Genomic DNA, 20,606 nt, shown 5'->3' with positions numbered 1-20,606 from the left:
TCTGATTCGCTCGCTCACGCTCGCTCATGCGGCTCTCCGGCGGGTCCAGGGCATGATGACGCGGCCCACGGCGAGCAGGACCAGGTCGAGGACCAGGGCGAGCGCCACGCACAGCAGCGTCGCCGTCATGATCTGCGGACGGTAGTAGTTGCTGTTGAAGCCGCCGATGATCAGCTCGCCGAGGCCGCCCCAGCCGGCGAGCTCGCCGACCGTGACCAGCGCCACCGTCGACACGGTGGCGATGCGCAGACCGGTCATGATGCCAGGCAGCGCGAGCGGCAGCTCGATGCGCCACAGCATGGCCCGCTTGCCGTAGCCCATGCCGCGGGCGCTGTCGAGCACGTCGGCGGGCACCTGGCGCAGCGCGGTCAGCGTATTGCGCACGATGGTCAGCAGCGCGTACATCGTCAGTCCGATCAGCACCGTGGTCGGCTTGACGATGCCGGTGAACGGGGCGAGGAACGCGAACAGCGCCAGTGAGGGAATGGTGTAGAGCACGCCGGTGAACCCCAGGATCGGCCCGGCCAGCGAGCCGACGCGGTACGCCAGGATCGCCAGCGGGATCGCGATCACCGTCGCCAGCACCACAGCGACTAAGGTCAGGAAGAGGTGTTCGCGTAGCGCGGCGAGCAGGGTGTCGGTGTTCTGGCTGACGTAGCTCCAGGAGAACCAGGGGTTGCGCGGATCGTCGCCCGGTGCGCCCAGGCCGAGCACGGCGTCGTTGACCTTGGAGGGCATAGGTGAACCGTACCGCTGCGGTGTCGATCAGGTTGGACGGCGTACGTAAGCAGTACGACGGCGGCACGGTCGCGGTCCGCGAGCTGAGCCTGGAGCTGCCCGCCGGCGAGCTGACCGTGCTGGTCGGGCCGTCGGGCTGCGGCAAGTCCACCATCCTGCGGATGGTCAACCGGCTGATCGAGCCGTCGGGCGGGCGGATGTGGCTCGGCGACGACGAGATCACCGCGGTCGACCCGATCGCGCTGCGCCGGCGCATCGGATACGTCATCCAGAACGTGGGCCTGTTCCCGCACCAGACCGTGCGCGACAACGTCGGCACCGTGCCGAAGCTGCTCGGCTGGCCCAAGGGCCAGGTCGCCGAGCGCACCGCGGAGCTGCTGGACCTGGTCGGCCTCGATCCGGCCGGCTACGCCGGCCGCTACCCGCATGAGCTGTCCGGTGGGCAGCGCCAGCGCGTCGGGGTGGCCCGGGCGCTGGCCGCCGACCCGGTGGTGCTGCTGATGGACGAGCCGTTCTCGGCCGTCGACCCGATCGTGCGCGGGCGGCTGCAGGACGAGTTCCTGCGCCTGCAGCAGACGGTCCGCAAGACCATCGTCTTCGTCACGCACGACGTCGACGAGGCGGTGCGTCTCGGCGACCGGATCGCGGTGCTGTCCGAGGGCGGCCGGCTGGAGCAGTTCGCGCCACCGGCGGAGCTGCTGGCGAAGCCGGCGAACACGTTCGTCGCCGAGTTCGTCGGCGCGGATCGCGGCATCAAGCTGCTGGCGGTGACCCCGATCCCGCGCGAGGGACTGCGCCCGATGCCCGACGGCGAGTCCGCCGGCCGGGAAGCGCCGTCGGTGCCGGTGGACGGCTCACTGCGCGACGCGCTCGCCGCGCTGCTGGAGGGCGACACCGGCTGGGTCGAGGTCCGCGACGGGACCGACGTCCTCGGCATCCTCACACCCGAGGACGTCTACGCCGTCCTCCGCCGCTGACGTCCCGGCCTGTCGAGCGATCATGATGCGGTGACGGGCGGGCCGAACCAGGCCGTGAGGGCCTCGGGGAGTCCGGTGGGGTCGTCCGGGGCGGGGCCGACCCAGGCGACGTAGCCGTCGGGGCGGATCAGCAGGGCCGGGGGAGTGCCGGGGTCGCGGGGCGTCGCCCGCACCAGGTCGACGCGGTCGCGCCACGGGGCGGCCGCGGCGGCCAAGGCCGGGTCGCCGGTGAGGTCGAGCAGGAGCGGCCGCGCGCCGTGTTGCAGCGACGCGAGCCGGATGCGCCGGCCGCCGTGCGTCAGCCGCAGGTCGGGCGACATCCGGCCGAGCAGGGCAGGACCCGGGCCCATCGGGTACGGCAGATCCAGGCCCGCGACGGCGTCGGCGACCTCGCGCAGGAACCCGGGTTCGCGCAGGCGCGCCGCATACGCCTCCCGGCGGGTGGTCACCTCGTCGCCGGGGGCCATCAGCTCGGCCTGTTCCCGGGTGCGGTCCAGGGCCTGCCAGGCCTGCGGCATCCGCTCCGACTGGTAGGTGTCGAGCAGCGCGTCCGGTGCCCGGCCGCGGGCCACCAGGGCCAGCTTCCAGGCCAGGTTGACCGCGTCCTGCAGGCCGAGGTTGAGATTGGACCCGCCGAAACCCGCGAACACGTGCGCGGCGTCGCCGACGACGAACACCCGGCCCGCGCGGTACGGGTCGGCCAGCCGGTTGTTGCGGTCGGTGAGCCGGCGCAGGATCCACGGCCTGCCGTCGGTGGGCGGCTCCGCGACCGGGACGTCCGCGCCGACCACCCGGGACAGGCTGGTCCGGGCCTCGGCGACGGACATCGGCACCTGCTCGCCGGGTGCCTGCGCGTCCCACTCGTGGGTGCTCAGCACGTGCACGCCGGGGATGAACGAGGCGAACGAGAACGCGCCGTGCGCCGTACGGTGCAGCTGGTAGGGCCGGTACACGGCGCCGTCGGCGGCGCGCAGCGCGCCGGCGGGGGTGAGCGCGGCGCGGGGCAGCACCACGTGCGCCATCCGGATGACCACCTCACGGCTGGTCTCGCCGGGGAAGCCGATCCCGGCGGCCTTGCGCACGGCGCTGTGCGACCCGTCGCAGCCGACCAGGTACGCCGCCCGCAGCCGGTAGCGCCCGTCCGGGCCGTCGACCTCGACCGTGACGCCGTCGGTGTCCTGGGCGAGCCCGGCCAACGTGTGTCCACGCCGGACGTCCGCGCCGAGCCTGCGGGCGTGCCTTTCGAAGACCTGCTCCATCCGCCGCTGCGGCACCGCGAGCACGTGCAGCGGGTTGGCGTCGCGCAGGCGGCGCAGGTCGAGCCGGAACCCGGCGTGCGAGAAGCCGCGCACGGGGCGGGGGCGGTCGCCGAGCGCCCCGGTGAACCAGCGCTGGACCAGGGCCCGGGGGCCGCGGTCGTGGCGGGCCAGGGCGCGGTAGAGCCCGCGCCGGTACAGCACGGTCACCACCTGGCCGACCAGGCCGTTGGCGCGAGGCACCGGGTCGGGTTCGGCGCGGCGTTCCAGCACCACCACCCGCACCCCGCCCAGGCGCAGCTCGGCGGCGAGCAGCAGGCCGGTGGGGCCGCCACCGGAGATCACCACGTCGGCGTCCATCGCCGGCCTCCCTCGATCGCTGGTGTCAACCTTAGTTGACAACCGCGAAGGACGTCAACCTTGGTTGACAGGTGCCGTCGCGACCGCGCCGGCGGGGGCCACGGAGCCGGCAGGTCGCCCATCGCGTGGATGGGGCGCAGGTGGGGCTGCCGGGAGGCGGTCCAGCTGCCGCCACATGCCGGGTGAGATCACCGGCAGCAGTGTCGCGCCGAGGTAGCACGCGCCGAAGACCAGCAGGGCCGGGGTCAGTCCGATGTGCTCCACCGCCCAGCCGCCGAGCAGGCCGCCCAGCGGGATGCCCGCGAACCCGATCGCGTTGGACAGGGAGAGCACCCGGGCCTGCAGGTGCGCGGGCACCCGCTCGAACATGGTCGCGGCGAGGATCGGGTTGACCGCGGCCATCGCCAGCCCGGAGGCGAATGCGGCGACCAGCACCGGCGTCAGGTCGTCGGACAGCGCCATGACGGCCAGCCGGGGCGAGCCGCCGATCAGGAACCCGACGGTGAACACCGCGTAGCGGGGCGCGCGCGGCGCGAGCGCGGTGAAGACCAGGTTGCCCAGCACCGCGCCGAGTCCGAACGCCGCGCTCACCCAGCCCAGCGCCTCCGGCGAGCCGAGCACCTCGTCGATCCAGACCGGCACGAACACGGCGGCGTTGGCCTGGTCGGCCAGGTTGGTCACGAACAGCATGGCCAGGATGCCGAGCATCAGCGGTTCGCCACGGATGAAGTCGACGCCGCCGCGCAGCGCGGCCAGGTACGGCTCCGGCGGCGGGGCGTCGGCGGCGTTGTCCGCGGTGCGGGCGGGCACCAGCGCGGCCACCAGCACCGCACACACCACGAACGAGACGCCGTCCAGCAGCACCGTGCGCGGTGCGCCCAGCGCGGCGATCAGCACCCCGCCCAGGGCCGCGCCGAGCAGCCCGGCCAGCCGGTTCGCGCCGTCGTACACGGTGGTGGCGCGGGTCATGTCCACCCCGGATGCGGCGATCGTCGAGGGCAGCAGCACCCGCTTGGCGCAGTCGCCGAGCCCGCGCAGCGCCCCGGCCAGCACGAGCAGCACCAGCAGCACGCCGAACCCGCCGCGCTGGCCGAACGCCACCGCCGCCATCACGGCGGCGCTGGCCAGGTCGGCGACGATGGACACCCGGCGCGGCCCGATCCGGTCGACCAGGGGCGCGCCGAGCGGACCGATCAGGACGTACGGCAGCAGCTCGGCCGCCGCCGCCAGGCCCATCCGGGACGGGCTGCCCGTGGTGACCAGCACCAGCCACGGGATGGCCAGGAACGTCAGCACGCTGCCGACCTTCGACACGGTGCCCGCGATCAGCAGGCCGACCAGGCCTTTCACGCCGACTCCTCGGGGAACGGCAGCACCTGGAACTGCACGTGGACGCGGGCGGTGCCCTCGGGCGCTTCGGCGTCGAGGTCGAAGCGGCGGTAGCGCTCGAACACCGCGAACAGGTCGGCCTGCAGCTCTTTGGTCTCGTCGGGGGTGAGCTGGCCGGTCCAGTCGCTGATGGTGCCGACGCGCTGCCACTGCGGGGGGCGGGTGGCGTACTCGTCGAGTGCGCGGTCGACGCGGGCGGCGTACTGGGCGGCGACGGCGCGCAGGTAGGCCTCGAAGTCGCCGAAGGACTCGGGCTCGACGTGGTCCACGGTGGTGCCGCGGTGCGCCGCCCGCCACCAGCGTTCGCGGTTGTTGCCGCGGGCCGGTTCGTCGATCACGAAGCCGTAGAGGGCCAGCTGGCGCAGGTGGTAGCTGGTGGCGGCGCTGGACTGGCCGAGCTGGGCGGCGAGCAGGGTGGCGGTGGAGGGACCACGCTCGCGCAGCAGCCCCAGCAGGCGCACGCGCAGGGGGTGGGCGAGCCCGCGCAGGGTTCGCGGATCGAGGGTGACGCGTTCGGCGGCCATGACCGCCAAGATATCTTTGCAAAGACATCTTGGCAATCGGTGTTCTCCCGCGCTCGCGACGCCTGGGCGCGAGCCGACCGCCCAGCTCGGCTCAGCGGGGGATCGCCGGGGGAACGTTGAGAAGGGCACCTTCTACATCGCATAGCGATGTGAAGGTGCCCTTCCTTTCATCCCCCCGGGGGTTGGTTACTCGTGGGCGATGGCGGTTAGGACGTTGATGCGGGCGGCGCGGATGGCGGGGAGGACGGCGGCGAGGACGCCGAGGGCGGCGCCGGCGGCCAGGTAGAGGCCGATGGCGGGCCAGGGGATGGAGAGGGTGCTCAGGCCCTCGTCGGCCAGGCCCTGGACGACGGCCGCGCCGAGTCCGATGCCGACGGCCACGCCGAGCAGCACGCCGAACACCGTGATCACCACGGCCTCGACGGTGATCATGCGCATGGTCGCCGCCCGGCTCAGCCCGATGGCCCGCAGCAGGCCCAGCTCACGGGTGCGCTCCAGCACCGACAACGCAAGGGTGTTGATGACGCCCAGCACCGCGATGACGATGGCCAGGCCCAGCAGGATCTGAATCATGAGGAGCAGCTGCGCGCCCTCGCCCAGCTCCCGGTCCAGATACTGCTGCTTGTCCTCGACCAGCATCTCCGGGCTGTCGACCAGCAGCGCCTCCAGACCCTTGCGGGCCGCCGCGTCGTCCGCGCCGTCCGCGAGCCGCACGTAGGCGAACGACGGCTGCGGGAAGCGCATCCCCGGCACCACGTCGGTGCCGAAGATGTAGCCGCCGTAGAACGGCGCCCGCTGGTAGACGCCGCTGATCCGGTAGGACGCCGGCTCGCCCTTGGGCAGCTTCACGGTCACCGTGCTGCCGACCGTCAACCCGGCCTCGGTCGCGTTCTGGTCGTCGACGACCACCTCGCCCGGACCCGGCTGGGCCAGCGAGCCCGCGACCGCCACCAGGGACAGGTCCCGCACGACGGCGGGCAGGTCGGTCACCGCGGCCGCCCAGCTCGGCTCCTCGTTGATCAGGGCCTGGTCGTTGTACTCGGCGGTGACCGTGCCGATGCCGGGCACCGCCCGCATCCGCGGCAGCAGCGCCTCGTCGAACGTCGGCAGCACCCCCGGCGACTCCTGACCCGAGATGATCAGGTCGGCCTGGAAGCCGGTCTCGGCGTCTCCGCGCAGGCTGCGGTCGGCCGAGGAGATCGTGGTGTTCACGCCGGTGATCAGGGCCACGCCGACCATCAGCGCGGCCGCGGTGATCGCGGTGCGGCGCGGGTTGCGGCCGGAGTTGAGCCGGCCCAGTCGTCCCGGCACCGACCACGAGAACAGCCTGCCCAGCACCGACACCACCGGGCGGGCCAGCACCGGGCTGAGCAGCGACACCCCGATGAAGGTGGCGAGCACCCCGCCCAGTAGCAGCCACATCACCGCGTCGCCGCTGGTGGCGAGCCCGAACGCGATCGCGCCCGCGCCCAGCGCGCCGATCGAGGCGCCGCTGACCGTCAGCCTGGTCAGCGGGCGGTCCGGGGTGGCGACCTCCTGCAGCGCGGCGACCGGGGGCACCCGGGAGGCGCGCAGCGCGGGCAGCAGCGCGGCGATCACCGTGACGCCGATGCCGACCGCGAACGCGCTGATCACCGCGGCGAGCGGCAGGCTGATCGAGGCTAGCACGAGGCTGCTGAAGTCGGCGGCGAGCTTTGCCAGCAGCGCGCCGACGCCGACGCCCGCGGCCAGGCCCAGCACCGAGGCGAGCAGTCCGATGGCCAGGGCTTCGACCATGACCGAGCCGATGACCTGGCGGCGGCTCGCACCCAGCGCCCGGCTGAGCGCGAGTTCCCGGGTCCGCTGCGCCACGATGATCGAGAACGTGTTGAGGATGAGGAAGGTGCCGACGAACAGCGCCACTCCGGCGAAGCCCAGCAGGATGTTGTTGAACAGCGACAGGATCGTCTTGAAGTCGCCGGCGATGGCCGCGGCGGCCTCCTGCCCGGTCTGCACGACGTACTTGTCGCCGAGCCGCGACTTGATCGCATCGCGCAGGGCGGCGGGGTCGGTGCCGGGCGCGGCGGTCACGCTGAGACTGGTGTACGCGCCCGGCGCGCCCAGCATCAGCTCCTGGGCCACCGGCTCGGTGAACCGGACCTCGTGCACGGGCCCTTGGCCGGGCAGCCCGCCCTCGTAGCCGAAGACACCGACCAGCGTGAACAGCTTCTTGGGCTGGGTGGTCAGCACGCCGACCCGGTCGCCGACCTTGAGCTTGCTCAGCTCGGCCAGGGTCACGTTGACGGCGATCTCGTCGGCGGAGGTCGGGCCGCGGCCCTCGCGCAGCTCCAGGCCGCCGGTCTCGCCGGTCCAGTTCGCGCCGAAGCGGGGCGGCCCGAACGAGGCGACGACCTTGCCGTCCGTGCCGATGACGCGGGCGCCGTCGGCCTGCACCACGCCGACGACTTCGGCGACGCCGGGCACGGCGGCCACCGCGTCGCGGTCGGCGGCGGCGAGCATGCCGGGCACCGACTCGCCCTCCAGTTCGGACACGTCGATGGCCGGCCGGGCCGTGACCAGCACATCGGTCTCGGCCATCGCGGAGGAGAACATGTTGTCGAACGAGCGGCCCAGCGCGTCGGTCAGCACGAACGAGCCGGACACGAACATCACGCCCAGCAGCACGGCCAGGCCCGACAGGACCAGGCGCAGCTTGCGGGCGAGCAGGCTCTTCAGGGTGGCGCGCAGCATCAGAGTTCGGTCCCCGGCTGCGCGGTGCGGTCCAGGCTCTTGAGGGTGTCCAGCACACGCTCCGGGGTCGGGCCGGTCAGCTCGGCGACGATCTGGCCGTCGGCGAGGAAGATGACCCGGTCGGCGTACGAGGCGGCCACGGCGTCGTGGGTGACCATGACGATGGTCTGGCCGTACTCGGTGACGCTGCGGCGCAGGAAGCCGAGCACCTCGGCGCCCGAACGGCTGTCCAGGTTGCCGGTCGGCTCGTCGGCGAAGACGACCTCCGGCCGGGAGACGAGAGCGCGGGCGCAGGCGACGCGCTGCTGCTGGCCGCCGGAGAGCTGGTTGGGGCGGTGGCCGAGCCGGTCGCCGAGGCCGACGGTGTCGATGACGGTCTGGAACCACTGCTGGTCCGGCTTGCGCCCGGCGATGGCCAGCGGGAGCAGGATGTTCTCCTGCGCGGTCAGCGTCGGCAGCAGGTTGAACTGCTGGAAGATGAAGCCGATCTTCTCGCGGCGCAGCCGGGTCAGCCCGGCGTCGTTGAGGCCGGTGACCTCGGTGTCGCCGACGAACACCTGGCCGCGGCTGACCGAGTCCAGGCCCGCCAGGCAGTGCATGAGGGTGGACTTGCCGGAGCCGGACGGGCCCATGATGGCGGTGAAGCGGCCGCGTTCGAGCTCGACGTCGACCCCGCGCAGGGCGACGACCTGGGCCTCGCCGGTGCCGTACACCTTCCACACCTGGGATGCGCGGGCGGCGGAGGTCTCCGCGCGCTGGCGGATCAGGGGCGGGGCTGCTGTTGTCATGAGTTCTTCCCTCGGCCGGTCGGCGACATGGACCGGCCGGCCGCGTTGCCAAGGCGGGGCACGCGACCGGCCGGTGTACTCATCGTCGGCGGGGAAACGCCCGCGGACCTCGGCCCGCGGGGTGAGCCTCCCCGGGCTTCCGCACGCGGGGAAGGCCCCACGCCCGGGTCAGGGGCGACCCTGACCCGGGCGGGCGGCTCACTCGTAGGAGATGGCGTCCAGCACGTTGAGGCGGGCCGCCATCCGCGCGGGGATGACCGCCGCCAGCACCCCGGCCACGACCGCGGCCAGGAGGTACTGCGCCAGTTCCAGCCACGGGATCGCGATCACCGTCGCGAACTCCAGCGTCATCAGCGCCTTGGTGAACGCGGCCCCTAGACCGACCCCGAGAGCCAACCCGAGGAAGACACCGAACACGGTGATCAGCACCGACTCGACGGTGACCATCCAGACCAGGCCGCCGCGGCTCAGCCCGACCGCGCGGACCAGGCCCAGCTCGCGGGTGCGCTCGACGATGCTGAGCACCAGCGTGTTCAGGATGCCCAGCAGCGCGATGACCAGGGCCACCAGCAGCAGGATCTGCACCGCGATCAGCAGGAAGTCGTAGCTGGCGGTGGCCTGGTCGACGTAGGACTGCCGGTCGCCGACCTGCACGCCCGGGTAGTCCTTCATGATCGTCTCGATCTGCGTGACCACCGGGGCCGCGTCGACGCCGTCGTTCAGCGAGACGAAGCCCTGGAACGCCAGCGGCCCGGGGAAGTCCGCGACCGCGGGCTCGCCGACCAGGATGCCCTGGATGAGCGGGGTCGCCCGGTACACGCCGACCACCGTGTAGTCGCGGGTCACCCCGCCGATCACCACCGGGGTCCGGTCGCCCGCCTTGAGCTTGAGCGTCTCGGCGATGTTGTCGTCGAGCACCAGCTCCTGCGCGGCCAGGGTGCGGATCGTGCCGTCGGTCGCGTCGATCGGGAACATGCGCGCGGCCTGGCCGACGTCGGTGGCGAAGATGCCGAACGCCTGCGGCTGCCCCGCCACGCTGACCCCCAGCGCGTCGAAGTGCCAGGCCGCGGCCTCCTTTACGCCTGGAATGGCGCGCACCTGCTCCAGCGCCTTCGGGTTGAAGCCCTGCCGCCCGTCGGGCGCGGCGGTGACGCTCGCCTGGATCATCACCTCCACGCCGATGTTGTCGCCCATGATGTCCGTAAGGCTCGTCTTGAAGGACTGGACCACGGTCGCGGTCATGCCGATCACGGTCACGCCGATGATGATCGCGGCGGCGGTGACGGCGGTGCGGCGCGGGTTGCGCGCCGCGTTGCGCACCCCGAGATTGCCCGCGGAGCCCCGGCCGACCAGCGCGCCCAGCCCTCGCACGATCGGGCGGGCCAGCAGCGGCGACAGCAGCAGCGCCCCGATGAACACCAGCACCGCGCCGCCGAGCAGCACCAGGAACGCGGTGCCGCCCAGGTCGGCGAACGCGCCGAACAGCACCAGGCCGACGCCGGGCAGCGCGAACACCGCGCCGACGATCGACAGTGCGGTCAGCGACTTGTCGGGGCGCACCACGTCGCGCATGGCGGCGACCGGCGGCACCGACGAGGCCCGCACCGCGGGCACGAACGCGGCCACCAGCGTCACCACGACACCCAGCAGGTACGCCAGGATCACCGTCAGCGGCGCGACGACCAGCCCGGCACTGGGCAGCGCCACCTCGCTGGTGATCGCCGCCTCGCCCGCCGCGGCGACGCCGATGCCGGCGGCGAGGCCGACGGTCGCGCCGACCAGGCTGACCACCAGCGCCTCCAGCAGCACCGAGCCGGCGACCTGACCCCACCCGGCGCCCAGCGCACGCAGCAGCGCCAGCTCCCGGGTGCGCTGCGCGACGATGATGTTGAAGGTGTTGAAGATCAGGAAGATGCCGACCACACCCGCGACCACCGCGAACCCGATCAGGATGTACTTGAACACGTCGAACAGCACGCCGACCTGCGCCGACTGCTCCTCGCTGCTCTCCTGCCCGGTCAGCGCCTTGAACCCGTCCGGCAGCTGAGCGGCGATCCGCTGCTTGAGCGCGTCGTCGCTGACGCCCTCCTCGGCGGCGAAGGACGCGCCGCCGTAGAGGCCGGTCGCGCCGTAGAAGGTCTGCTGCGCGAACGACTGCTGGAACATGACCACGACCTCGCCGGCGAGGCTGTCCCGGCCGCCGGAGTAGCCGGCCACGCCGACCACGGTGAACGTGCGCGGCTCGTTGAGCACCGGCAGGTACACCTTCAACTGCTCGCCGCGCTTGACCTTGGCCAGCTCGGCGGTGTGCGCGGTGATCGCGACCTCGCCCTCGGCGGTCGGCCAGCGGCCCTCGCGCAGCTCGACCAGGCCCAGCGGGTCGTCGTTGCCGTCCACGCCGAAGCCGAGCGCCGCGTCGGCGCTGACCGGCTCGCCGTCGGTGGCCCGGAACGGGATCACGCCCTGGGCGCTGACGTCCGGCGAGACCGCCCTGACGCCGTCGACCTCGGACAGGGCGCGCAGCTGCGCGTCGGTCAGCCGGGCAGGCTCGACCGCTTGCGGGTCCTTGGCCTGCACCACCACCGACACGTTCTGGTTGATGGTGCTGAACAGGGCGGTGAACCGCGCGTTCAGGGTGTCCGACAGCACCAGGCTGCCGGCCAGGAACGCCACCGACAGCACGATGGCGAAGACGGCCAGCGACAGGCGCAGTTTGCGCTGCAGCAGGCCGCGGAGGCTGGCCTTGATCATTCCGTGGCCCCCGTGGCGGTCGCTGACGGGGAGTCCTCGACGGTCCGCTGTCCAGGCGGGCCGTCGGGACGAGCCGTTGGCGAAGACATGACGTCCAGGCGCTTGATCCGGTCCAGCACCGCGTCGGCGGTCGGTTCGAGCAGCTCGTCGACGATCTGCCCGTCGGCCAGGAAGATGACCCGGTCGGCGTAGCTGGCCGCGTTCGCGTCATGGGTGACCATGACGATGGTCTGGCCGTGCTCGGTGACGCTGCGGCGCAAAAAGCTCAGGATCTCCGCACCGGACCGGCTGTCCAGGTTGCCGGTCGGCTCGTCGGCGAAGATGACCTCGGGCTGCGACACGAGCGCGCGGGCGCACGCGACGCGCTGCTGCTGGCCGCCGGAGAGCTGGTTGGGGCGGTGGCCGAGCCGGTCGCCGAGGCCGACGGTGTCGATGACGGTCTGGAACCACTGCGGGTCCGCTTTGCGCCCGGCGATGGCCAGCGGGAGCAGGATGTTCTCCTCCGCAGTCAGCGTCGGCAGCAGGTTGAACTGCTGGAAGATGAAGCCGACCTTCTCCCGGCGCAGCCGGGTCAGGCCCGCGTCGCCCAGCCCGTTCAGGGCCGTGTCGCCGATCGTGAGGTGGCCCCGGGTGGCCGAGTCCAGGCCCGCCATGCAGTGCATCAGGGTGGACTTGCCGCTGCCGGAGGGGCCCATGATGGCGGTGAACCGGCCGCGTTCGAGCTCGACGCTCACCCCGCGCAGGGCGATCACCTGCGCCTCGCCCGAGCCGTACACCTTCCAAAGATCTGCCGCGCGGGCCGCGGCGCCGGCGCCCGCGGCGGGTGTGTCGATTACCGGAGAAGTCATGCCCCACAGGCTGTCAGCGCCTGTCCACCCCTCCCTCAGACCTCGGGACGGTCTTGCGGGCGGCGGCCTCCTCCTCAGGTAGTAGAGCCGGGTCGTACCAGGCCGGTCTCGTAGGCCAGCACCACGGCCTGCACCCGGTCACGTAATCCCAGCTTGGTAAGCATGTGCCCGACGTGCGTCTTGACCGTGGTCTCGCTCACCGTCAGCGCCCGCGCGATCTCCGCATTGGACAGTCCGCGGGCCACGTTCACCAGCACCTCGCGCTCGCGCTCGGTCAGCGTGCTCAGCGAGTGCGGCACGGTCGCGTCCGGGTCGGGCAGCAGCCCGGCGAAGCGGTCCAGCAGGCGGCGCAGGATCCGCGGCGCGACCACCGCCTCGCCCGCGGCGACGGTGCGGATCGCGGCCACCAGCTCGTCGGCGGGCACGTCCTTGGCCAGGAAGCCGCTGGCCCCGGCGCGCAGCGCGCCGACCACGTAGTCGTCCAGGTCGAACGTGGTCAGGATGAGCACGTGCACCGGCAGCTTCGCCGCGGTGATGTCCCGGGTGGCGGCCACCCCGTCCCGGCGCGGCATGCGCACGTCCATCAGCACCACGTCGGGCAGCAGCCGCCGGGCCAGGTCCACGGCCTCCGCGCCGTCGGCGGCCTCGCCGACGATGTCCAGATCCGGCTCGGCGCCCAGCACCATCCGGAAACCGCTGCGCAGCAGGGGCTGGTCGTCGGCGAGCAGCACCCGGATCGGCTTCACCACGCCACCACCGTCACCCTGCGACCTCCGCTTCCGCCTCGGGGGCCGCCGCGCCGGCCGCCCCTGCCTGTTCGATGGGGATCCGCGCGTGCACCCGGAACCCGCCGCCGGGCCGGGGCCCGGTGCGCAGGGTGCCGCCGTACACCGCGACGCGCTCGCGCATGCCGAGCAGGCCGTGGCCGGTGACCGCGCCGATCGTGATCCCGTCCGCGGACAGGGTACGCGCGTACGGTCCCCGGCCGGTGTCGAACACCTCGATCGTCAGCAGCCGGCCGTCGACGGTCAGCCGCACCTCGGCCCGCGCCGGCCCGGCGTGCTTGAGCGCGTTGGTCAGCGCCTCCTGCACGATCCGGTACGCCGTCAGCGCCACGCCCGGGTCGACCTCGCCCAGCTCGCCGTCGACCCGCAGCGAGGTGGACAGCCCCGCCTCGCAGACCTGCTCGACCAGCGTGCGCAGCGCGGACAGGCCCGGTTGCGGGCTGCGGTCGGCGTCGTCGTCCCGGGCGCCCTCGGAGCGCAGCACGAACAGCAGCCGGCGCAGCTCGCGCAGGGTGGTGCGGCTGGTCTGCTCGATGGTCGCCAGGGCCTCGTCGGCGGCGGCCGGGTCGCGGTGCAGCATGCGCCGCGCGCCGGTGGACATCACGCCGATCACGCTGACGTGGTGGGCCACCACGTCGTGCAGCTCCCGGGCGATCCGCCGGCGCTCCTCGGCGACCGCCTGCTCGGCGTGCGCCTGCCGGCTGCCCTCGGCGGCCAGGGCCCGTTCGGCCAGCGCCGCCGACGCCTCCCGGTGTGCCCGCACGGTGCGCCCGATCAGGAAGGTGATCACCATCACCACGAGGTTGATGACGATGCCCGCGGACATCGAGATCAGTTTGGTGCCGTCGGCGGCGACCATGAAGTCGTGCTGGTACGCCCAGACCCAGATCAGGTCGTTGACCAGCCACAGCGCCGCGGTGCCGAGCAGGGCCCGCCACCAGCGCTGGTGCGCCGCCGCGGTGTAGGCCAGCACCCACAGCGCGACGCCCTGCCCGCCCAGCAGCGAGTCCGGCCACAGCAGGCCGACCGCGGTGAACGCCGCGGTCGCGCCGATCGCGAGCCACAGGTGGGTGCGGCGGATCACCACCGGCAGCAGGGTGACCGCGCTCCACAGCACCGTGGTCAGGTCGGTCCGCATCCGCCAGCCCGGCTGGGCGTACGCCAGCAGCACCTGCACCCCGAACAGCCCGGCGGCCAGCGCCGCGTCCGCGCGCAGCGGCGTCCACCAGGCAGGCTTCCACCAGCTCAGGCGCTGCGTCAGCGGGGTCAGGGGCACGCGGGCAGGCTACCTGGTCGGGTCACGCCTCGGGCTGGGCCGCGGCCAGCCGGGCCTGCCGGCTGTCGACCGTCTGCACCGTCACCTGTTGCGGGAACGGCGGCATGGTGCCCCCGAACTCCGGGCAGCGCTGCTGGTGGCTGCACCACGCGCACAGCTTGCTGGGCTTGGGCCGGAAGTCCTGCGCGGTGGTCGCGGTCTCGATCGCCTTCCACAGCGCGAACAGCGTCTTCTCGAACCGGGTCAGCTCCTCGGCGTCCGGGGTGTAGTCGCACACCTCGGCGTCCTTGAGGTAGAGCAGCCGCAGCACCCGCGGCACCACGCCCCGGGTGCGCCACAGCACCAGCGCGTAGAACTTCAGCTGGAACAGCGCCCGCGCCTCGAACGCCTCGCGCGGCGCGCCGCCGGTCTTGTAGTCGACCACCCGGATCGCGCCGTCCGGGGACACGTCGAGCCGGTCGATGTAACCGCGGATCAGCAGCTGCTGCTCGCCCTCGGCGCCGAGCACGGCCTCGATGAGCTGCTCGCGCTCGGCCGGCTCCAGCCGCCGCGGGTCCTCCACCGCGAAGTAGCCGCCGAGCAGGTCGGTGGCCGAGGACAGGAACTCCTCGCGGCTCATCGACTCCTCGGCGTCGAACAGGGTCGCCAGCTCTGGCTGCTCCTCGACCAGCCGCTCCCACTGCGGCGTGACCATCTCCTCGGCGACCGGCCGGGTGCGCTGGGCCGCGGGGGAGTCGAACAGCTTCTCCAGCACCGCGTGCACCAGCGTGCCGCGCACCTGCTCGGGGGTCGGCTGCTCGGGAATGCGGTCGATGCTGCGGAACCGGTAGAGCAGGGGACAGGTCTTGAAGTCGGCCGCACGGGACGGCGACAGCGAGGGGAGGGGGAGACGTGCCTGCTCGGTCATGACCCACAGGTTAGGGGAGCGGTACGACGGGGCCGAGCTCGCCGCACGACATAGCATGGTCACGATGGAGACGACGTCGTGAGCGATTCGACACCCAAGTCCGCTTCGCGTGGCGAGCGGAAATCCGGCTTCCAGGTCGGCCGCATCCTCGGCTTTCCGCTGCGTCTGAGCGTCTCCTGGGTGATCATGTCGGTGCTGATCACCGTCTGGTACGCCGACCGTCTCGGCGAGACGCTCCACCTGGAAGGCGCGGCGCGTTACCTGGCCGGGCTCGGCTTCGTGGCCTGCCTGCTGCTGTCGGTGTTGTTACACGAACTCGGCCACGCGCTGACGGCCCGCCACTACGGCATCGGCGTCAAGGGCATCACCCTGGACCTGCTCGGCGGCTACACCGAGTTCGACCACGACTCCCCGCGGCCCGGCGTCGAGCTGGCCACCGCGCTGGCCGGGCCCGCCGTGTCCGCGCTGCTCGGCATCGGCTCGGTGATCGCCACGCTGCTGCTGCCCAACGGCACCATCGCCGACCAGATCGCCTTCCAGCTCGCGCTGTGCAACATCATCGTCGCGATCTACAACGCGCTGCCAGGCTGGCCGCTGGACGGCGGCCGGGCGCTGCGAGCCGTGGTCTGGGGCATCAAGGGCGACCGGGACGCGGGCCTGATGGTGGCGGGCTGGTCGGGCCGGGTCGTCGCGGTGGCCACCGTGCTGATCTCGGTGTGGCTCTACTTCACCGGCTGGTACCAGCTGGCCGGGGTGCTGGTCGGCCTGTTCGTCGCGTTCAGCATCTGGCAGGGCGCGGCGGGCGCGGTGATGACCGCCCGGGTGCGCTCGCGCTACCCGCTGGTCGACCCGGTGCGCCTGGCCCGGCCGCTGTTCACGGTGCCGACCGGCACCTCGCTGGCCGAGGCGAGCCGGCGCGCGGCCGAGGCCGGGCACACCGCCCCGGTGCTGGGCGTCGCGGACCCGGACGGGCGACTGATCGCCCTGGTCGTGCCGGAGCGCGCGGCGGCCGTGCCGGAGCAGCGCAGGCCCTGGGTGACCGTGGAGACGCTGGCCCGCGCCATCGACGCGGTGGCCACCATCCCCTCGGGCGCCCGCGGCGCGGACGTGATCAAGCTCTTGCGGGGGGACCCGGCCACTCCTTACCTCGTGGTCGACGGGGAGAATGTGCTGGGCGTGCTCACCGTCATGGACGTGGTGCAGGTGCTCGACCCCGCGGCGCTCAAAGCCGCAGACTGACGTGAGACAGGAACCTGACGGATCATGACCGAACCGACGAATGAACATGGCTCGTCCCGGGGCGCCGCCGCTCTCGCGGCGCCCCAAGCGACTCCCCACGTTCAGCCCGCGCGACGCGGCAACTTCGTCGCCGGCGACCGGGTGCAGCTGACCGACCCGAAGAACCGCATGCACACCATCGTGCTGGAGCCCGGGAAGGCCTTCCACACCCACCGCGGCATCCTCGCCCACGACGACCTCATCGGCCTGCCCGACGGCAGCGTCGTGCACTCCTCGGGCAGCACCGCCTACCTGGCGCTGCGCCCGCTGCTGGCCGACTACGTGCTGTCCATGCCGCGCGGCGCGCAGGTGATCTACCCCAAGGACGCGGCACAGATCGTGGCCATGGGCGACGTCTTCCCCGGTGCGAAGGTGCTGGAGGCGGGCGTCGGCTCGGGCGCGCTGTCCTGCTCGCTGCTGCGCGCGGTGGGGTCGCAGGGGCAGCTGTGGTCTTACGAGCTGCGTGACGACTTCGCCGCGGTGGCCCGCAAGAACGTGCAGAACTGGTTCGGCAGCACCTGGGCGGACGACGGCAAGCCCGCCGACCCGCTGCAGCCGTCGTGGCACCTGAACGTCGGCGACGTCGCGGACAACACCGAGACCGGTTTCGACCGGATCATCCTGGACATGCTCACCCCGTGGGCGGCCCTCGACATGGTCGAGCGGTGCCTGCTGCCCGGTGGCGTGTTCATCGGCTACGTGGCCACCACGCCGCAGCTGTCCGAGCTGGTCGAAGCGCTGCGCGAGCGCGGCTTCACCGAGCCGCTGGCCTGGGAGTCGCTGGTGCGCGACTGGCACGCCGACGGCCTGGCCGTCCGCCCGGACCACCGCATGATCGCGCACACCGCGTTCCTGGTCCGCGCCCGCAAGCTGGCCCCCGGGGTCACCGCGCCGCCGCGCCGCCGCAAGCCGAGCAAGGGCCGCGAGGCGTACGAGCTGCGCAAGAAGGCCGCCGCCCCCGCTGAGACACCCGACGCCGGCGCTGTCGCCGACGAGGTCTGGGAGTAGGAGAGACACCCGTGAACGTGCCCTCGGCCGTGTTCCCCGACTGGTCGCCGTACCCGGACCTGGACAGCGCGGCCCGGGCATACCTGCGTGATCCGGAGGTCGCGCTGGACGCCCTGGAGGGCGTCCTGCGCGGCACCCAGGTGCTCGGGTTCACGCTGGAGCGATTCGTCAACGAGTTCAACGGCGTGTGGCAGGAGGTCGTCGTCTGCGACGGCTCCCGGCTGCTGCTGTGGCACGGCGAGGACACGGCCCCCGGGGACGGGCCCGCCGGCTCGATGATCTCGTCGCTGCGGGTGGTCCCGCTGTCGGTCATCACCGAGGTCGGCTGCCGCCGGCGCCTCAGCCGCACCGCCGGCAACCACCTGCGCGTTGACAGCGTCGACGTGTACCTGCTGCTCAGCTCGCTGGACGAGTCCAGCAACGGCCATCCGCTGGACGACCCGCAGCACGTGGTCCGCCAGGACGCGCTCCGCTTCGGCAAGACCCTCGAAGACGGCGGCTCCGGCCAGATCGCCCGGCTGGAGGAGTTCGCCCAGCTGGTCGCATCCCTCGCCGGCCGCCCGATGCTCTGACGGCCGCCGCGCCGCCAGGCCGCTGACCCGCCGCCGGGTGGAGATCGCTGGTTCGTGTCGGAAAGTGCGGTCAGACCGTACTTTCCGACACGAAACGCCGATCATGGACACCGGCCCGGGGGCGGTGGGTGACGGCGGGGGTCCGGGTGTCCGGATGGTGGGACGGGGGAAGGTCAGCGGAGCGTGGCGCGTTCTTCCTCGGACAGGGGTTCCCCGTCATGGGTGCGCTGGATGTGGATGCACTCGCCGGGGCACTCCTGGGCGGCATCGATGACCTCCAGGCGCAGATGGGCCGGAATCTCGACGGTCGCACCCGGGCTGAGCAGCAGTTCCCCGTCGTCGCCCTTCACGTACGCGAGGCCGTCGACGTCGAACTCGAACACCTCGGGGGCGTACTGCACGCACAGGCCGTCGCCCGTGCAGAGGTCCTGATCCACTCGCACCCTCAGCTCACTCACGTGTCCGACCCTAGCGCCCCGCTCCGAGCGGATCCGGGGGAGGTCGGCCGACAGGGCAGATTCTCGATCGAGTTCTGGGTACGGGGGTGTCGGGAGGGTTCAACTGAGGCGATCAGCCGCTAGTGTTAGGAGCACCCTAAACGTCGGCCGAACGAGGTAGGACCGGCGGGAGGACACCCCCGGGGAGGTGGGACGTGGCAAAGAGCGACGACGCGGATGCGCGCGCCGCGCGGTGGGAGAAGGAAGCCAACGATCTCTCCACTCAGGTCGCGTTCCTGCAAGAGGAGCTCGCCCTGTTGCGGCGCAAGTTGAGTGAGAGCCCGCGGCACGTGAGGCAACTGGAGGAGCGGCTCGCCGCGACCCAGGCCCAGCTGTCGCGGCTCACGGAGAACAACGAGCGGTTGGTGGCCACGCTCAAGGAGGCGCGCGCCCAGATCGTGACGCTCAAGGAGGAGATCGACCGGCTGGCGCAACCGCCCAGCGGGTACGGCGTCTTCCTCGCGCGGCACGAGGACGGCACGGTGGACGTCTTCACGGGCGGGCGCAAGCTGAGGGTGGCAGTGTCGCCGTCGCTTGACGTCGATGCGCTGCAACGGGGACAGGAGGTGCTCCTCAACGACGCCCTCAACATCGTCGACGCGCTCGGTTTCGAGCGGGCCGGCGAGGTGGTGACGTTGAAGGAGATCCTCGACGGGGGCGACCGGGCACTGGTCGTCTCGCACGCCGACGAGGAGCGGATCGTCCTCCTGGCGGAGGGCCTGATCGGCGGTGCGCTGAAGTCCGGCGACTCCCTCATGATCGAACCCCGGTCCGCATACGCCTATGAGCGCATCCCCAAGAGCGAGGTCGAGGACCTGGTTCTGGAGGAGGTGCCGGACGTCGACTACCACGACATCGGTGGCCTGGTCTCCCAGATCGAGCAGATCCGCGACGCCGTGGAGCTGCCCTTCCTGCACGCGGAGCTGTTCCGCGAGCACCAGCTGCGCCCGCCGAAGGGCGTGCTGCTCTACGGTCCTCCCGGCTGCGGCAAGACGCTGATCGCCAAGGCGGTCGCGAACTCCCTGGCCAAGAAGATCGCCGAGCGGCGCGGCGAGGAGAAGAAGACCAGCTACTTCCTCAACATCAAGGGTCCGGAGCTGCTCAACAAGTACGTCGGCGAGACCGAGCGGCACATCCGGCTGATCTTCCAGCGGGCCCGGGAGAAGGCCTCGGAAGGCACGCCGGTGATCGTGTTCTTCGACGAGATGGACTCGATCTTCCGTACCCGTGGCTCGGGTGTCTCCTCGGACGTGGAGAACACCATCGTTCCCCAGCTGCTCAGCGAGATCGACGGTGTCGAGGGCCTGGAGAACGTCATCATCATCGGCGCCTCGAACCGCGAGGACATGATCGACCCGGCCATCCTGCGGCCGGGGCGACTCGACGTCAAAATCAAGATCGAGCGTCCGGACGCCGAAGCGGCCAAGGACATCTTCAGCAAGTACATCCTGACCGGCCTGCCGTTGTCTCCGGACGACCTGGCCGAGCACGGTGGCTCCGCCGAGGCGTGCGTGCACGCGATGATCAATTCGGTGGTGCTGCGGATGTACTCGGAGACCGAGGAGAACCGCTTCCTGGAGGTCACCTACGCCAACGGTGACAAGGAGGTCCTTTACTTCAAGGACTTCAACTCCGGCGCCATGATCCAGAACATCGTGGACCGCGGCAAGAAGATGGCGATCAAGGAGTTCCTGTCCTCGGGCAAGAAGGGCCTGCGCCTCCAGCACCTGCTGGACGCCTGCCTGGACGAGTTCCGCGAGAACGAGGACCTGCCGAACACCACCAACCCCGACGACTGGGCCCGCATCTCCGGCAAGAAGGGCGAGCGGATCGTCTACATCCGCACGCTGGTCTCCGGCGGCAAGGGCACCGAGTCGGGCCGGTCGATCGAGACCGCCAGCAACACCGGTCAGTACCTCTGA

At 72.0% G+C, this 20,606-nt stretch carries 16 protein-coding genes and 1 pseudogene; 5 read left to right on the top strand and 12 right to left on the bottom strand.

Annotation, left to right across the window (positions count from 1 at the left end; all coding sequences use genetic code 11):
* Positions 1-24: 24 nt before the first annotated feature.
* A complete protein-coding gene (locus tag F9C41_RS39170; RefSeq protein WP_155391900.1) occupies positions 25-738 on the bottom strand; it encodes an ABC transporter permease in 714 nt (237 codons plus the stop codon).
* Between the two features lie 2 nt (positions 739-740).
* On the opposite strand from F9C41_RS39170, the gene F9C41_RS39165 reads away from it, so the two are divergent.
* A complete protein-coding gene (locus F9C41_RS39165) occupies positions 741-1,715 on the top strand; it encodes an ABC transporter ATP-binding protein (protein ID WP_155391899.1) in 975 nt (324 codons plus the stop codon).
* Positions 1,716-1,735: 20 nt separating this feature from the next.
* On the opposite strand, the gene F9C41_RS39160 is transcribed toward F9C41_RS39165, so the two are convergent.
* The 10 genes and pseudogenes from F9C41_RS39160 to F9C41_RS39115 all read right to left on the bottom strand — a co-directional run bounded on the left by F9C41_RS39160 (position 1,736) and on the right by F9C41_RS39115 (position 15,329).
* Positions 1,736-3,331 carry an FAD-dependent monooxygenase gene (locus F9C41_RS39160; RefSeq protein WP_155391898.1) on the bottom strand — a complete coding sequence of 532 codons (1,596 nt, stop codon included), beginning with the start codon at positions 3,329-3,331 and terminating at the stop codon, positions 1,736-1,738.
* A 54-nt stretch (positions 3,332-3,385) separates the two neighbouring features.
* Positions 3,386-4,681, bottom strand: a complete 1,296-nt coding sequence (locus F9C41_RS39155) for an MFS transporter (RefSeq protein ID WP_155391897.1) — start codon at positions 4,679-4,681, stop codon at positions 3,386-3,388.
* Positions 4,678-5,244, bottom strand: coding sequence for a helix-turn-helix domain-containing protein (locus F9C41_RS39150; protein ID WP_155391896.1), 567 nt, complete (start codon positions 5,242-5,244; stop codon positions 4,678-4,680). Before F9C41_RS39150 ends, F9C41_RS39155 begins: the two co-directional genes overlap by 4 nt.
* Positions 5,245-5,430: 186 nt before the next feature.
* Positions 5,431-7,974 (bottom strand): ABC transporter permease, encoded by a 2,544-nt coding sequence (locus F9C41_RS39145; RefSeq protein ID WP_155391895.1) that lies wholly within the window; start codon positions 7,972-7,974, stop codon positions 5,431-5,433.
* Positions 7,974-8,762 carry an ABC transporter ATP-binding protein gene (locus F9C41_RS39140; RefSeq protein WP_155391894.1) on the bottom strand — a complete coding sequence of 263 codons (789 nt, stop codon included), beginning with the start codon at positions 8,760-8,762 and terminating at the stop codon, positions 7,974-7,976. The genes F9C41_RS39145 and F9C41_RS39140 overlap by 1 nt, the downstream gene beginning before the upstream one ends.
* Before the next feature lie 198 nt (positions 8,763-8,960).
* Positions 8,961-11,513 carry an ABC transporter permease gene (locus F9C41_RS39135; RefSeq protein WP_155391893.1) on the bottom strand — a complete coding sequence of 851 codons (2,553 nt, stop codon included), beginning with the start codon at positions 11,511-11,513 and terminating at the stop codon, positions 8,961-8,963.
* A gap of 92 nt (positions 11,514-11,605) precedes the next feature.
* A pseudogene (locus tag F9C41_RS39130) lies at positions 11,606-12,361 on the bottom strand (ABC transporter ATP-binding protein); the annotation flags it as partial.
* Positions 12,362-12,435: 74 nt separating this feature from the next.
* Entirely contained in the window at positions 12,436-13,110 is a 675-nt protein-coding gene (locus F9C41_RS39125) for a response regulator (RefSeq protein ID WP_230690352.1), read from the bottom strand.
* Positions 13,111-13,120: 10 nt separating this feature from the next.
* Positions 13,121-14,422, bottom strand: a complete 1,302-nt coding sequence (locus F9C41_RS39120; protein ID WP_230690351.1) for a sensor histidine kinase — start codon at positions 14,420-14,422, stop codon at positions 13,121-13,123.
* Positions 14,423-14,444: 22 nt separating this feature from the next.
* Positions 14,445-15,329: a RecB family exonuclease gene (locus tag F9C41_RS39115; protein WP_155391891.1), complete on the bottom strand. Its 885-nt coding sequence runs from the start codon at positions 15,327-15,329 to the stop codon at positions 14,445-14,447.
* A 144-nt stretch (positions 15,330-15,473) separates the two neighbouring features.
* Between F9C41_RS39115 and F9C41_RS39110 the strand changes: the two genes are divergently transcribed.
* From F9C41_RS39110 to F9C41_RS39100, 3 genes are read left to right on the top strand one after another with little or no spacing between them, the layout of a single operon-like run.
* Positions 15,474-16,568 carry a M50 family metallopeptidase gene (locus F9C41_RS39110; RefSeq protein WP_230690359.1) on the top strand — a complete coding sequence of 365 codons (1,095 nt, stop codon included), beginning with the start codon at positions 15,474-15,476 and terminating at the stop codon, positions 16,566-16,568.
* A gap of 24 nt (positions 16,569-16,592) precedes the next feature.
* Positions 16,593-17,615, top strand: a complete 1,023-nt coding sequence (locus F9C41_RS39105; protein WP_155391890.1) for a tRNA (adenine-N1)-methyltransferase — start codon at positions 16,593-16,595, stop codon at positions 17,613-17,615.
* Between the two features lie 17 nt (positions 17,616-17,632).
* Entirely contained in the window at positions 17,633-18,187 is a 555-nt protein-coding gene (locus F9C41_RS39100; RefSeq protein WP_230690357.1) for a hypothetical protein, read from the top strand.
* A 173-nt stretch (positions 18,188-18,360) separates the two neighbouring features.
* On the opposite strand, the gene F9C41_RS39095 is transcribed toward F9C41_RS39100, so the two are convergent.
* Positions 18,361-18,645 (bottom strand): ferredoxin, encoded by a 285-nt coding sequence (locus F9C41_RS39095; RefSeq protein ID WP_230690350.1) that lies wholly within the window; start codon positions 18,643-18,645, stop codon positions 18,361-18,363.
* Between the two features lie 194 nt (positions 18,646-18,839).
* Here F9C41_RS39095 and arc point away from each other — a divergent pair, with 194 nt between their 5' ends.
* On the top strand, positions 18,840-20,606 hold the full coding sequence (gene arc / locus F9C41_RS39090) for a proteasome ATPase (protein ID WP_155391888.1): 1,767 nt from the start codon (positions 18,840-18,842) through the stop codon (positions 20,604-20,606).

It is taken from the genome of Catellatospora paridis (assembly GCF_009720365.1).
GTDB classification, from domain to species: Bacteria; Actinomycetota; Actinomycetes; order Mycobacteriales; family Micromonosporaceae; genus Catellatospora; species Catellatospora paridis.
The sequence above is the reverse complement of the archived record's forward strand: the minus strand, read 5'-3'. Positions and strand labels throughout refer to the sequence as shown.

Coding starts and splice junctions, on each gene's coding strand:
- F9C41_RS39170 (WP_155391900.1), bottom strand. CDS start 738: ATGCCCTCCAAGGTCAACGACGCCGTGCTCGGCCTGGGCGCACCGGGC.
- F9C41_RS39160 (WP_155391898.1), bottom strand. CDS start 3,331: ATGGACGCCGACGTGGTGATCTCCGGTGGCGGCCCCACCGGCCTGCTG.
- F9C41_RS39150 (WP_155391896.1), bottom strand. CDS start 5,244: ATGGCCGCCGAACGCGTCACCCTCGATCCGCGAACCCTGCGCGGGCTC.
- F9C41_RS39145 (WP_155391895.1), bottom strand. CDS start 7,974: ATGCTGCGCGCCACCCTGAAGAGCCTGCTCGCCCGCAAGCTGCGCCTG.
- F9C41_RS39140 (WP_155391894.1), bottom strand. CDS start 8,762: ATGACAACAGCAGCCCCGCCCCTGATCCGCCAGCGCGCGGAGACCTCC.
- F9C41_RS39135 (WP_155391893.1), bottom strand. CDS start 11,513: ATGATCAAGGCCAGCCTCCGCGGCCTGCTGCAGCGCAAACTGCGCCTG.
- F9C41_RS39115 (WP_155391891.1), bottom strand. CDS start 15,329: ATGACCGAGCAGGCACGTCTCCCCCTCCCCTCGCTGTCGCCGTCCCGT.
- F9C41_RS39105 (WP_155391890.1), top strand. CDS start 16,593: ATGACCGAACCGACGAATGAACATGGCTCGTCCCGGGGCGCCGCCGCT.